11 protein-coding genes and 1 pseudogene are annotated in these 12,976 nt (G+C 68.4%); 6 read left to right on the top strand and 6 right to left on the bottom strand.

What is annotated here, in order from left to right:
* Positions 1–422: 422 nt before the first annotated feature.
* The 6 genes from ACIA5H_RS14345 to ACIA5H_RS14320 all read right to left on the bottom strand — a co-directional run bounded on the left by ACIA5H_RS14345 (position 423) and on the right by ACIA5H_RS14320 (position 6,645).
* Positions 423–1,520, bottom strand: a complete 1,098-nt coding sequence (locus ACIA5H_RS14345; protein ID WP_397076348.1) for a glycoside hydrolase domain-containing protein — start codon at positions 1,518–1,520, stop codon at positions 423–425.
* A gap of 119 nt (positions 1,521–1,639) precedes the next feature.
* Positions 1,640–2,449, bottom strand: coding sequence for an MHYT domain-containing protein (locus tag ACIA5H_RS14340; protein ID WP_355074624.1), 810 nt, complete (start codon positions 2,447–2,449; stop codon positions 1,640–1,642).
* Positions 2,442–2,999: an ATP/GTP-binding protein gene (locus tag ACIA5H_RS14335; protein WP_039801302.1), complete on the bottom strand. Its 558-nt coding sequence runs from the start codon at positions 2,997–2,999 to the stop codon at positions 2,442–2,444. The genes ACIA5H_RS14340 and ACIA5H_RS14335 overlap by 8 nt, the downstream gene beginning before the upstream one ends.
* 100 nt (positions 3,000–3,099) lie before the next feature.
* Positions 3,100–3,471, bottom strand: coding sequence for a DUF742 domain-containing protein (locus tag ACIA5H_RS14330; protein ID WP_040782732.1), 372 nt, complete (start codon positions 3,469–3,471; stop codon positions 3,100–3,102).
* 7 nt (positions 3,472–3,478) lie between these two features.
* Complete coding sequence (locus tag ACIA5H_RS14325) at positions 3,479–3,889, bottom strand: roadblock/LC7 domain-containing protein (RefSeq protein ID WP_355074622.1); 411 nt, start codon at positions 3,887–3,889, stop codon at positions 3,479–3,481.
* A complete protein-coding gene (locus ACIA5H_RS14320; RefSeq protein ID WP_397076345.1) occupies positions 3,886–6,645 on the bottom strand; it encodes an ATP-binding protein in 2,760 nt (919 codons plus the stop codon). The genes ACIA5H_RS14325 and ACIA5H_RS14320 overlap by 4 nt, the downstream gene beginning before the upstream one ends.
* A 356-nt stretch (positions 6,646–7,001) precedes the next feature.
* On the opposite strand from ACIA5H_RS14320, the gene ACIA5H_RS14315 reads away from it, so the two are divergent.
* The 6 genes and pseudogenes from ACIA5H_RS14315 to ACIA5H_RS14290 form a co-directional block, all read left to right on the top strand.
* Positions 7,002–7,688 carry a response regulator transcription factor gene (locus ACIA5H_RS14315; protein ID WP_355074618.1) on the top strand — a complete coding sequence of 229 codons (687 nt, stop codon included), beginning with the start codon at positions 7,002–7,004 and terminating at the stop codon, positions 7,686–7,688.
* Positions 7,689–7,698: 10 nt separating this feature from the next.
* Positions 7,699–9,153, top strand: coding sequence for an ATP-binding protein (locus ACIA5H_RS14310; RefSeq protein ID WP_379250761.1), 1,455 nt, complete (start codon positions 7,699–7,701; stop codon positions 9,151–9,153).
* A 247-nt stretch (positions 9,154–9,400) separates the two neighbouring features.
* Positions 9,401–10,771 (top strand): S1C family serine protease, encoded by a 1,371-nt coding sequence (locus tag ACIA5H_RS14305; RefSeq protein WP_397076342.1) that lies wholly within the window; start codon positions 9,401–9,403, stop codon positions 10,769–10,771.
* 29 nt (positions 10,772–10,800) lie between these two features.
* Positions 10,801–11,367, top strand: a complete 567-nt coding sequence (locus ACIA5H_RS14300) for a MogA/MoaB family molybdenum cofactor biosynthesis protein (RefSeq protein ID WP_355074614.1) — start codon at positions 10,801–10,803, stop codon at positions 11,365–11,367.
* 693 nt (positions 11,368–12,060) lie between these two features.
* The gene (locus tag ACIA5H_RS14295; protein ID WP_355074612.1) at positions 12,061–12,735 is read left to right on the top strand and encodes an MspA family porin; all 675 of its coding nucleotides are present in this window, start codon (positions 12,061–12,063) and stop codon (positions 12,733–12,735) included.
* Between the two features lie 66 nt (positions 12,736–12,801).
* Positions 12,802–12,976: pseudogene (locus ACIA5H_RS14290) on the top strand (porin); the annotation flags it as partial.

Genomic DNA, 12,976 nt, shown 5'->3' with positions numbered 1-12,976 from the left:
CGGTAGGCCCGCACGGAGATCGTAGGAGCTTCCCCGCCCGAGGCCGCGAGCGACGGCCGATTGCTCGACCGATGCCGACCTCGCCTCGAACGGGCCGGATACTGGTCTACTGTCCGGAAACAGGCACGTCGGTGCCCTTCGGAAAAAAATTTCCGGTCGGTTATCGACAGTATAGCTATCTTCTAGCTATCAATGTGGCCCGCATCACGTCGCACTATTGCGCCGGAAGTGATTGCGGCTGGATAGCCATACGCGGAATCCCGGACTGTCGGTCGGTTTTCGGCCGAGGAAAAGTTCGCCGAAAATGATGCGCGCGCAGCCCGATACCGGTACCCTCGTCGTCGAGGGCGGGTTCTCTTGGTTTCCGAGAGAACCCGCTCATCGCCAATTTCGGGGCCGTTCAGCCGGTTTCGCTCGCCCCGTCAATCCCGCTCACCGAGCCGCGCGCGTTCATCGATCGCGCCGGTGTGGGTTCGGTCTTGCGAGGTCAACGCCGTAGGCCCGGCGTCGCCGCCCGGTGCGCGCCGCTCGCCGTCGTGCCCGGGCAGGCCGGGAAAGTCCGGCAGCAGCGCCTCGAGGCGGGCCAGCTGTTCACCGACAAGCGCCGCGGGACCCTCGATCAGCGACAGCGGCCACGGCCAGTGTCGTCCGTTCCAGCGCTCCACCTGCTCGGTCAGCTCGGCCGTCGTCGCCTCCAGTTCGCTGATCTCGGTACGCAATTCGCCTACTTGCGTTCGCAACTCGGCGGATTCGCGCTCCAGCGCGGCTATTCGGGTCAGCGCCGCGGCCAGTCCGTCCACCAGCGTCCGATTCCGGCCGTCCGCGTCGGCGCCCAGCTGCGGCCAGCCGGACAAGTCGGGTCCGCGCAGCTGAATCTGGATGTCGCGCAGCACTGCCTCTTGTTCCGGCGTCACGTCCGGCTCCTCCTGTTCCACGAAATCCCACTGGCCGAAATCGATCGTCTCGGCCTCGTTCACGTCACAGCGCACGCCGCCGACCGTCACCTGGCGGCGCGTCTGATGAATGGCACGCCTGGTCTCCACGTTCGTGCCGGACCAGGCGTCGGTCTGCCACGCCCAGGTCGCGTACCCGGCGTCCAGTGCGCGGCTGACCGCCCAATACCCGCCGTAGATACCGACGTTCGCGCGGCCGAGCACGGTCGCGGCGCCGTCCAGATAGGCGTTGACGCGCAACTGGTCCTGTTGCGTCGCGTCGAAATCCGCGGAGAAATAGATCGGCCGGTCCACCCGGCCGCCGCAGCGCAGCACCTGGGCGAGGGCCGCACGCGCGTCGACGATGCCCGCGCCGTAGCCGTCCAGCATCCGCGCGGCCGTGGTCTCCCAGTTCGAGACGAGCGAGATACCGTGCGCCCGCAGGTCGTTCGCTTCGGACGGAGTGAGCAGCTTGCCGGGCAGGCTCGGGCCGCCGTCGGACAGATACCGCACCACGAAGTCGTACCCCGCCGCCCGAATCGCCGCGCCCCCTGGACGACCCGCGGCGTAATCGAGACCGAAACGCATGGCTTCCACTGTAAGTGGGCCGGGCGAGTGAATCCGTGGCATCGCCGAATCCAGCCCGCCCACGGGGATCGGTCAGCGGAAAACGGTCGATCCGCCCCGAATCGCGCCGCGAAACCGGATCAGCGGGCTGGCTCCAGCTTCGGCCTGCGCGGCTTCGGTGGTGCGGCCAACTCGCGGCGATCCGGTGCGATCAGCACCGCGGAGATCGGCACGGTCAGCGCGAGCAAGCCGATGACGAACATCGGGAACACGAAGTCGAACAGCTCCACGCCGTCGGGCACCTTCGCCGACCGATTGACGTCGAAATGCAACGCGGCCACCGCTGTGTAGTAGGTGGCGGCCACGCCGACGCCGAACAGCAGCACCGTCGCGGCGCGGGCCATCGGGAAGCGCAAGGTCTGGAACAGCCACAACGTCGCCGTCGCGGTGATCACCCCGATCACGGCGGAGACGACGGCCAGCCAGGTCGTCACGCCCACCGAACCCTGGATCTCCAGTGAGCCGATGCCCAGGTAGTGCGTGACGCCGATGCCGAGGCCAAGTACCAAGCCGCCGGGCAGCAGCAGCGCGAGCCGGGGCGTGCGCCCGATGATCAGCAGTGCCGCGAAGACGGCCACGATGGACACCACCAGCGCCGCGACCAGCCTGCCCGGGTCGTAACGCATCGCGCTGCCGGGCACTTTCAGGCCCAGCATGGCCACCGAGGTGGCCAGCCACGCACCGACGCCGCCCAGTGATATCGCCGCCGAAACCAACCACACCAGCCGGAACTGGACCGAGCGCGCGCCGTGCACGATGCAGGCGAGGCCGACCACCGCGCCGAGGACGGAAATGCCCACCGACAGCCCGACCAGCCAATAGCCGAGCGCGAACTGGTCGACGGACGTGGTGGCGGCACTACCCGCGGCCAGCACCGCGACCTCACGCATGGCGGGCCGTTCCTTCCAGTTCGCTGGCCTTCAGCTGGGCGATCGCGTACTCGGTGACCGCGGCGAGCGCCTGGCGCACCTCGATCGCGTTGCGCGCGTCGATGTCCACGATCGGGACGCCCTCGCGCACCGAGAGCGCCTCGCGCAGTTCCGCGATGGGGAAACGCGGTGCGTCGGGGAAGCGGTTGACCGCGATCAGGAACGGCAGCTTGCGCGCCTCGAAGAAGTCGACCGCGGCGAAGCTGTCCTCCAGCCGCCTGGTGTCGATCAGCACCACGGCGCCGATCGCGCCGCGGATCAGGTCGTCCCACATGAACCAGAACCGCCGCTGGCCGGGCGTGCCGAACAGGTAGAGCACCAGGTTGCCGGGCAGGATGATCCGGCCGAAATCCATGGCGACCGTGGTGGTCTCCTTCTCCGGCGTCTCGGCGAGATCATCGATGCCGTCGGAGTAGCGGGTCACCATCGCCTCGGTGCGCAGCGGAACGATTTCCGAGACCGCGCCGACGAACGTGGTCTTACCCGCGCCGAAGCCACCCGCGACGACGATCTTCGTCGAGGCGACCCGGTTCTCGAAGCCATCCGGGCCGGGGGCGTTGCCCGATCCGAGATTTCCACTTGGCCCGGGGTGTCCACTGGGCCCCGGATTCCTATAGGGCGCGGAGTCCACGCAATGTCCTTTCCATCAGGGAACGGCGCTCGTCATAGCTCGCCTCTTCGGTCAGGGTCGAATGCACGCGCATGGTGCCGTCGACGACCAGGTCGCCGATCACCACACGGACCATGCCGAGCGGCCGGTCCAGATGTGCCGCGATCTCCGCGACCGACAACCGATGTGTGCCGAGTCGCAGTATCTCGGTACGGATGTCGCCGGTCGGCCAGTCGAGATGTGCAGTGTACGACAAGGTTTCGATGACCGCCTCCAACGGCAGGTCGATCGCGGGTTCGGTGCGCCCCGAGGTCAGGGCGTAAGGCCGGACGCGCGTGGTGGGTCGTGGTCCGGGACCGTATGGGTTGGACATCTCACGCTCAGACAGCGGTGCGCGCGGTGGCGGTGACCACCGAGCCCACCCGATCGACCAGCAGTGCCATCTCGTAGCCGATCCGGCCGATGTCGTGCGTCTTGTTCGCCAGCACGGCCAGATGCGAGCCGTTTCCGACGCTCATCACCAGCAGGTAGCCGCGCTGCATCTCCACGATGGACTGCATCACCTTGCCGCCGTCGAACAGCGACGCCGCGCCCATGGAAAGGCTGGCGAGTCCGGCCGTGACGGCGGAGAGCTGTTCGGCACGGTCGCTGGGCAGGTGCGGACTGGTGGCCTGCAACAAGCCGTCCGCCGATACGAGCACCGCATGGGACACGCCGGGCACATCGCGGGTGAAGCGGGCGACCAGCCAGTTCAGATTCTCGTCCGTGGTGCTGTTTTTCGCGTTGGTCATGCAAGCCCTCCGTCGTTGTACTGCGCATTGGCCCGCCCGCTGCGGACCCCACTGAGATGCCTGGTCAAATTGTTGCGGATTTCTTCCGGATCGCGCGGGCCCGCGTCGTCCGCGGGCGCCAGGCCGCCGGGCACCAACTGGGCGCCCGGCCTGCGAATCGGCAGCCCGCCGACAGTGCGCGCGGTGGTGGTCGGATGGCTGGCATCCTCGGCGGCCAGCCAGCCCGCGTCACCAGGCGAGGACCACGAGCTTTCCGGCGATTGCGAGGTCGAGGGCTCGACCAGCCATTCCGAGACCATGCGTTGATAGATAGGGGTCGGGGAGGCGCCCGCGACCGGCTGCAACCGGGAGGAAGTCACCGTCGCGGGTTCCGGCGCCGCCTCCTGCGGTGGCTCGACGGGCGCGGCCGGCTTCCGGATGGGCAGACCGGAGCGGGCGGTGGTCTGCGGCGCGGGCGGCTGGCTCGGCACGGTGGGTGTGGGACCGGTCGTCGGCTCGTCGTCCTTGACCTCGGTCCACAGATCGGTGCGGGTGGGGTGCTGCTCGACGGCGTGCTCTCCCGCGGTGGGCGTCACCGCGGCGAACGGACCGGTGGGTGTGCGGTCGTCCGCGCGCGGCGTGAGCACCGGCCACGGCTGGGTTGCGGGCTGATCCGCCGGGTTGACCGCTCGCCCGACCGGCGTGGAGACCGTGGGCTGGTCGGGAGTGTCGGCGACGCGGATGGCCGGACGGCGCTGCGGCAGGCCGGAACTCGTCACGCCGAAACGCGCGGTGTCGCGCTGTGGCAGGCTCGGCACCGGAACCAGGTTGCGCGGCTGCGCGCCGGTGGGCGGCGTGACCAGGGAGGGCAGCTGGTGCTCGGCGGTGATATCGAGCGGCTTGCCCGCCGGATCGGTGACGTCCATCGGCGGCGCGACCAGCGCGCCGGGTAGGTGCACGCTTGCGGTGATGCCCGGTTGCTGCGCCATCGTGGACGTGCGGCGCAGGCTGACCGTGATGGTGTGCCGCTTGGCCAGGCGGCCCACGACGAACAGGCCCATGCGGCGCGCGGTCTCGACGGTGACCTCACCACCGGAGGCGAGCCGGTCGTTGGTCGTCTGCAGGTCTTCCAGGGACATGCCGAGTCCGCGGTCGGTGATCTCGATCAGGTAGCCGCCGTCCACCGCGCGCGAAACCATCACGGTGACCGGCGTGGTCGGCGGGGAGTACCGCAGCGCGTTGTCGATCAACTCGGCGAGCAGGTGCTCGATGTCGACGGCCGGCTCGCCCGCGACGATGCCGTCGGGCACCGCGCCGATCTCGACGCGCTGGTAGTCCTCCACCTGGGAAACCGCGCTCCACAGCATGTCCGACAGCGGCACCGGGTGCAGCTGGCCGCGGCGCAAGGCGGTACCGGCGAGCACCAGCAGGTTGTCGCCGTTACGGCGCATGCGGGTGGCCAGGTGGTCGAGGCGGAACAGGCTCTGCAACCGGTCGGTGTCGTCCTCGTCGTGCTCGAGGTCCTCGATCAGCGCCAGCTGCTGCTCGACCAGCGATTGGCTGCGGCGCGAGAGGGTCTCGAACATGTTCCCGATCTGCAGGCGCAGACGGGCCTGGTCGGCGGCGAGGTTGAGCGCCTGCTCGTGGATCTCGTCCACGGCGCGGGCCAGCTGGCCGATCTCGTCGGTGGAGTGCACCGCGACCGGGGTGATCTCGGGCGTGGTGCCGCCCGCACGCACCACGGCGAGTTCGTCGGGCAGCTTGATGTGCGCGACCTCGAGCGCGTCCCGCCGCAGGCGGCGGACCGGGACGACCAGGGTACGAGCGACCGAGAGCGCCAGGGCGAGACCCGCGAGCAGCATGCCGATGACGATCGTCGTCTCGCGCAGCGCACCGGCTTGCGCTTCGGTGGTGCGCGCGGCCAAGGCGCTGTCGATGGTGTCGATCAGCTGCGCGGTGGTCTTCTCATAGGTGTCCGAGCTGATCAGCAGCGAATCGATGACGGCGGGATTGGTCGCCGGATCGGCGGCGTTCTGGCTGAAGGTGCCGAGACGCGTCTGCACCGCGTCCAGCAGCGGGCGCATGTTGCCCGCGTAGTCCGGCAGGATCTGCGCGTACTGGTAGATCATCGTGATCTCGGCGCCCGCGGCGACCAGCACGCGGGGCCGCACGCTCGGGTTGCGGCCCGCGTCCGGCGAGCCGATCAGCATGCGCTGCTGGGTGAGCACGCGCCGCGCGGTCTGCACCGAAGCCAGCTGCAGGAAGTACCGCTGGATGACCAGGTCGTCCACCGACGGCGAGAGCGCGAGCGCGTTGCCGATGCGGACCATGATCTCGTCGGACTGCTCGCCGACCATGGCGGGCGAGCCGTTGCGCAGGCTGTTGCGCATCGTGGTGCCGGTGGCGATGGCCGAGGCGAGTTCGGAGGTGACCCGGCCGCTGACCTTGGTGGTCTGCAAGGCGCCTTCCAGCTCGGCCAGTGCCTGGTCGAACTTCGTCAGCGCGGCGTCGGTCTGCGGGTCCGCGGCGTTGCCCCAGGTGGCGGTCGCGGTGACGCCGAGTTGCTCGGTGGCCGAACCGAACTTGACGATCGGCCGGATGATGATGGCTTGTTCGGTCGCCGCGTCCAACTGCGACATGGTACGCAGCTCGTTGTTGATTCGGAGCACGGCGAAGACCGTCGCCAGCAGCACCGGAAGCACCAGCACCACGCCAACCTTGCGGGTGACCGACCAGTTCGACAGGCTGAATTGCCAGGACCGCGGTGCAGCTTCCATCCGCTTCCGTCGCCTCCGCTTCACCAGTGACCTCGGGCGCGCGTGGCTGTTCGGTATTGATTCAACCCGCAAAGAACCAACTAGAGGTCTTCTTTTTACCGCACGGAACATACCGTGCAGAGTGGTCATCGGCAATCCGGGGGAGCCGCCGCGCAAATTACCGAATATGGCTATAGAGAACGAGTTTCGCGGTGGAATGCGTAAGGGACGCGTCAACTTCTCCGCGGGGCCGTGGAAGACCCTGGTCACCCCCGGTTGACGGGGGCGACGCGCCGTGGCGTGTCGTGGCTGCTCACCACGGCGTGTCGGGAGCGCCCTCTCAGTTACCTCTCAGTCGGTGCGGTCAAACTGGTGGCATGCGCATTCTGGTGGTCGATGACGATCGGGCGGTCCGGGAATCGCTGCGCCGGTCGCTCACCTTCAACGGCTACTCCGTCGATCTCGCGGTGGACGGTGTGGACGCGCTGGAGAAGGCAACTGTCCAGCGACCCGACGCGCTCGTCCTGGACGTGATGATGCCCCGGCTGGACGGGCTCGAGGTCTGCCGCCGTCTCCGGAGTACGGGCGATGATTTGCCGATACTGGTTCTCACCGCGCGGGATTCGGTATCGGAGCGGGTCGCCGGGCTCGATGCCGGGGCGGACGACTATTTGCCGAAGCCGTTCGCGCTGGAGGAACTGCTGGCCAGGCTGCGCGCGCTGTTGCGGCGCACGGCCGCGGGCCCGGGGGACGCGTCGGAGGCGATGAAGTTCGCCGACCTGTCGCTGGATCCGGTGACCCGCGAGGTGTCCCGCGGCGCCAGGCAGATCAGTCTCACTCGTACCGAGTTCTCACTGCTGGAAATGCTGATGGCGAACCCGCGCCGCGTGCTCACCCGTAGCCGCATTCTCGAGGAAGTCTGGGGCTACGATTTCCCGACCTCGGGAAACGCGCTCGAGGTCTACATCGGTTATCTGCGCCGCAAAACCGAGGCCGAGGGCGAGCCGCGGCTGATCCACACGGTGCGCGGCGTCGGCTATGTGCTGCGTGAAACGCCGCCGTAGGTCCTCGGTCATGGCACGAACACCTCCCAAGCGTCCCGCCGTCGCCGCACTCGGCCAGCGTCCGTCCGAGCCCGTGGACATGCGGCCGCCCATGCCGTTGACGCGGTCGGTCTCTCTGCGGTGGCGGGTGACGCTGCTGGCCGCCTCCGTGGTGGCGATCGCGGTGGCGGTCACCTCGATCGCGGCGTACGCGCTGGTGGCGCGCGCGTTGTACGCCGACGTGGACGCCCAGTTGCGCAGCCGGTCCACGGCGGTGATCGCCAGCAACCCGTACGGGTTCAACAACCTGAATCTGATGGTCGCCGCCGCCTTCTACGACGACACCGGCATCGCGCTGATCTATCCCGATCTACGGCGCTGGCTGCCGCCGCAGTCCACCGATCCGCCGGTGGGGCCGCAGGAGGTGGCCGTGGCCCGCGGGGAACGCAGTTCGTCGCTGCGCACCGACGGCGATCAGCGCGTGCTCGCGGTCTACACCAACTCCGGTGCGACGCTGGTCATCTCCCAGCGCCTGGACCGCACGAGGGAGGTGCTCGACCGGCTCGCCTGGCTGTTGTTCGTGGTCGGCGGCTGCGGCGTCATACTGGCCGCCGCGGCGGGCACGGCGGTCGGCCGCACGGGCCTGCGGCCCATCGCGCGGCTGACGGCGGCCACCGAGCGCATCGCCCGGACCGACGACCTGACCCCGATCCCGGTGACCGGTGACGACGAACTGGCAAGGCTCACAGAGAGTTTCAACACGATGCTGCGCGCACTCACGGAGTCGCGCGACCGGCAGCGCAGGCTCGTCGCCGACGCCGGGCACGAGCTGCGCACGCCGCTGACGTCCCTGCGGACCAACATGGAACTGCTCATCGCGTCGAGCCGTCCCGGCGCTCCGCGCATCCCGGACGAGGACATGGCCGGACTGCGCGCCGACGTGATGGCGCAGATCGAGGAGTTGTCCACGCTCGTGGGCGACCTGGTCGATCTCGCGCGGGAGGACGCGCCGGAGACCGTCTACGAGCGCGTGGATCTGGGCGAGGTCGTGGAACGCGCGCTCGAGCGCGCCCGCCGTCGCCGCACCGGCATCGAGTTCATCGCCGACCTACGGCCCTGGTTCGTCTACGGGCACGAGGCGGGCTTGGAGCGTGCGGTGCTGAACGTGCTCGACAACGCGGCCAAGTGGAGCCCGGCGGGCGCGCAGGTGCGCATTCTGATGCGGGAGAGCGGCCCGGGGTTGCTGGAACTGTCCATCGACGACGCCGGTCCCGGTATTCCGGCGGCGGAACGCGAGCTGGTGTTCGAGCGTTTCTATCGGGTCATGTCGTCGCGATCGATGCCGGGCTCGGGCCTCGGCCTGGCGATCGTCAAACAGGTGGTGACGAAACACGGCGGTACGATCGCCATTGATACCTCGCAACGCGGCGGCGCCGTCGTTCGCATCGTGTTGCCCGGCGAGCCGGGCGCGCCGGTATCCGATTGACGCAATAGCGAGCGGCGGAACTCCATTTCCGACACAATCTCGAGTTCTGTGCGGAATATTCGTCGTCGGTGAGGTATTTCGGACAATGCTCCGATTGGTTTGCGGCAGGATTTGAGACATCAAGTTGCTGGTGATTCTATTTCGCACCGGCTCCTTGGCAGCTCTCGGAAAACTGAAAGCGCGGTCTCAGTCCGCTCTCAGTCCCCGCGGCCAACCTGGACGAGACGTGAGCAGAAACGAGGAGTCCATGACCGAGGATTCGAAGGATCGCCGGGAGCCGGGTGCGCCGGACGCGAGCGCGTTCGGGCCGGGGGAGGCGCACGCCCCCGGTTACGGCCCGCAGGCAGCGCAGCATCCCACCGCGCAGTTCCCTCCGCAGCACCATCCGGCCGCGCCGTTCCCCGGGTATCCGGCGTCCTTCGGTCCACCGGCCGACGTCACGCAACCGCACGGCCCCTACGGCGCACCGCCCGCACCGGCCCGGCGTCCGTTCCGCGCGGGCCTCGCCGCGGGCGCGGTCGCGCTCGCGCTGGTCAGCGGCGGTATCGGCGGTGCGGTCGGTGCGCTGGTCACGCACGGCGACGACGGTCGGGCACCGGTGACCAACGCGCTGGACGCTCCGAAGCCGAACGTGAGCAACGCCGTGAACGCTCCGGCCGGTTCCACCCAGGCGGTCGCGCAGAAGGTGCTGCCCAGCGTCGTGATGATCAAGGTGGCCAGCAGTAAGGCCGAGGGGGAGGGCTCCGGGGTGATCCTGTCCTCCGACGGCCTGATCCTGACCAACAACCACGTCGCCGCGGGCGGCGGGCCCAGCGCCAAGATGGAGGTCGTGTTCTCCGACGGCAGCAGCGCGCCCGCCACGCTGGTCGGCGCCGATCCGGTTTCCGACCTGGCCGTCATCAAGGTATCCGGGAAGACCGGCCTCACTCCCATCGAGCTGGGTGGCTCGGCGAATCTGCAAGTCGGCCAGCCGGTCGTCGCGATCGGGTCGCCGCTCGGCCTTGCGGGCACGGTCACCACGGGCATCGTGTCGGCGCTGAACCGGCCCGTCGTGACCACCGGCGACGGAAGCGAGGCGGGCGCCGCGGTCAGCCCGGTGATCGACGCGATCCAGACCGATGCCGCGATCAACCCGGGCAACTCGGGTGGCGCGCTGGTGGACGGCAGCGGCAAGCTGATCGGCATCAACACCGCCATCGCGACGCTCGGGCCCGCCGAGACAGCGGGCGGCCAGACCGGATCGATCGGACTCGGGTTCGCGATCCCCGTCGATCAGGCGCGCCGGGTGGCCGACGAACTGATCAAGACCGGCAAGGCCACCTACGCGCAGATCGGGATCACGGTGTCGCGGCAGCAGGACCCGGCACAGCAGGTTTCCGGGGCGAAGGTTCGCGACGTCACGGCGGACGGCCCCGCCGCGCGCGCGAGCATCCCGCCGGGGGCGGTCGTGACGAAGGTCGACGACCGCCCGATCGATTCCGGGAACGCGCTCGTCGCCGCGGTGCGCTCGCACCAACCGGGAGACAAGGTGAAAGTCACCTACACCGATGATCAAGGCAACAATGCCAAGACCGTCGAGGTGACCCTCTCCGGCGCGCCCGCGGACGGCGGCCGGTGATGCGCGCGGTGCCCGGCGGGCCTGGGCCGATGATCGATGTGGACGCCGACGTTCTCGGTGCGGCCGCCGAGTTGCTGGACGCAGGCGCTACGGTGAGCACCATGGAAATCGATGCTCCTGTGGCGGGGCGTGCTCTGGTGGTGGTCGTGGACGATCGGACGGCGCATGGAGGTGTTGACTCGCTCGGCCCGCTGGTCACCGAGCTGCTCACCGAAGCGGGTTTCCTCGTGGACGCGTCGGTGTCGGTGCAGGCCGACGAGGTCGAGATCCGCAACGCGCTCAACACGGCGGTGATCGGCGGCGTCGATCTGGTGATCTCCGTCGGCGGTACGGGCATGTCCCCGCGCGACGTGACGCCGGAGGCCACCTCGCAGGTGCTCGACCGCGAGTTGCCGGGGATCAGCGAAGCCCTTCGTTCCTCCGGCCGGGTGGCGGGCTCGCTGGACGCGGGCCTCTCCCGCGGTGTGGCAGGCGTGTCCGGAAGCACCTTGGTGGTCAACCTGCCCGGCACCCGTTCCGCCGTTCGCGACGGCATGGCGACGCTCGGCCCGCTCGCCAGCCGGGTGATCGGTGAACTCTCCGGATTGGTCGAGTAATCACCGCCCCCACGCCTTCTGAGCACCCTCGCCCGGCGGCGCGCCGGGCGAGGGATGCCGCGCGCTTGGCGAAGGTCTTCGGCGACGCGCTGCCCGACACCACCGCCGACGAGCGCGACGAACGCGACGACGTCCGGTCCGCTGACGACTGGCTGCGCGCCCAGGTTCCCCCACATCACGGCTGAGTCCGTTATCTACGTAGTAGCTACGTAGTCCTTTCCCCGGCTTCGAAACACGCCAGTGATCATTTCTGACCGGAAGTAATCCGGACGAGATCCTTACGGTCGTGTCCCGTATCCGTACGCTGGCCCTTCTGTGCCGCCATCTCGGTTTTCTCACCTGAACCTGCTGTAGCGAACCGGTATTTATGCACGTCAAGCCATATTCGGATGTGCGCAAGTGTGATGCGGGTCACCTTGAACTTTACGAAACTTTTCGTTGCGGCGGTCGTTACGAACCGTTTAATCTCCCATCGAGCCATTCACAATGGGACCCGCAGTCGTGGGTGCCGGCACGCGTGAAAGCCCACTCGGCGGAACCCGGCTCGGTTCCGTTGCCTCCCTGCCCGTTGCGCCGAAATAACAACCGGTTACACATCGGCAACAAAGGGGCGACACACTGAGCTGGGCCTGAGAGGACCACTGTCCAGCCTCGATGGTCGAGGTTGACTGTTTGAACCTGATGAGGGGAAGTATGAGCGAGAACCGCACCAAAGGTCTGCGCCGCGGTGCCCGCGTCGCGGGCGTAGGCGCTGCCGCGGCTGTTGCCATGGGCCTGCTTTCGACCGGTGCCGCCAATGCCGATACCTTCGTGCCGTTGCCGGACGGCCAGAAGGTAGGGCCCGGCGTGACGATCACCCGGAACGGAGAGCGGGCCCTGATTTCGCCGTCGCTGGCCGCCAACGGCGCAGGCCGGGTGGTCTGGGTGTCGGGCAACGCCGTCGCCGATGTCGCCGAGACGCCGGAAGGCACCGTCGGCCCCAACAACGGTCCGACGGGCAACCCCGGAACCAACAACTCCTCGACGCATGGTTCGTCGCAGTTGAGCACCGGTTACATCGTCGGCTGCCAGGTCAGCATCGCCGACGACGCGATCTCCGCCGGTGTGTCGGGCAGCGTGAACCTCAGCGGCGCCAGCGCCGGTGGTTCGATCGGCGTCAACCTCGGTCCCGGCGAAGTGAAGTTCGTTCAGATCGACTACAAGGACATCCTCAAGGCCGGTGTCTACTCCGTCGAATACCAGGATGCCGAGATCCAGATTCAGGGCTGCGCGGGTTACGCGCAGGCGCGTTCGTACACGGTCGTCGAGATCATCGGCGATCACTACTCGAAGACCACCCTCTACGGGATGCCGTTCAGCATCGGCTGACGTCTGTCGAATCCAACGAACCATCTTCCCGCTGAAGCGGACTCAACCCTCGAGGGATATCAAACCATGATCAACCGTAAGAACCTGGCGCGGATGGCCGGCCTCGGCGCCGCTGCCACCATCGCCATGGGCCTGTTCTCCACCGGTGCGGCGAATGCCGACACCTTCGTTCCGCTGCCGGGTGGGGAGCTGACCAAGACGCTGTCCGATGGCACCGTTGTGACCATCCGTCTGGTCGGCG

Source organism: Nocardia sp. NPDC051900, from assembly GCF_044452545.1.
GTDB lineage: Bacteria > Actinomycetota > Actinomycetes > Mycobacteriales > Mycobacteriaceae > Nocardia > Nocardia sichangensis.
This window is presented reverse-complemented; position numbering and strand designations above follow the sequence as displayed.

Bases quoted from the DNA above. Each gene is read 5' to 3' on its own strand.
- ACIA5H_RS14345 (WP_397076348.1), bottom strand. From the start codon at position 1,520: ATGCGTTTCGGTCTCGATTACGCCGCGGGTCGTCCAGGGGGCGCGGCG.
- ACIA5H_RS14340 (WP_355074624.1), bottom strand. From the start codon at position 2,449: ATGCGTGAGGTCGCGGTGCTGGCCGCGGGTAGTGCCGCCACCACGTCC.
- ACIA5H_RS14330 (WP_040782732.1), bottom strand. From the start codon at position 3,471: ATGTCCAACCCATACGGTCCCGGACCACGACCCACCACGCGCGTCCGG.
- ACIA5H_RS14325 (WP_355074622.1), bottom strand. From the start codon at position 3,889: ATGACCAACGCGAAAAACAGCACCACGGACGAGAATCTGAACTGGCTG.
- ACIA5H_RS14320 (WP_397076345.1), bottom strand. From the start codon at position 6,645: ATGGAAGCTGCACCGCGGTCCTGGCAATTCAGCCTGTCGAACTGGTCG.
- ACIA5H_RS14315 (WP_355074618.1), top strand. From the start codon at position 7,002: ATGCGCATTCTGGTGGTCGATGACGATCGGGCGGTCCGGGAATCGCTG.
- ACIA5H_RS14310 (WP_379250761.1), top strand. From the start codon at position 7,699: ATGGCACGAACACCTCCCAAGCGTCCCGCCGTCGCCGCACTCGGCCAG.
- ACIA5H_RS14305 (WP_397076342.1), top strand. From the start codon at position 9,401: ATGACCGAGGATTCGAAGGATCGCCGGGAGCCGGGTGCGCCGGACGCG.
- ACIA5H_RS14300 (WP_355074614.1), top strand. From the start codon at position 10,801: ATGATCGATGTGGACGCCGACGTTCTCGGTGCGGCCGCCGAGTTGCTG.
- ACIA5H_RS14295 (WP_355074612.1), top strand. From the start codon at position 12,061: ATGAGCGAGAACCGCACCAAAGGTCTGCGCCGCGGTGCCCGCGTCGCG.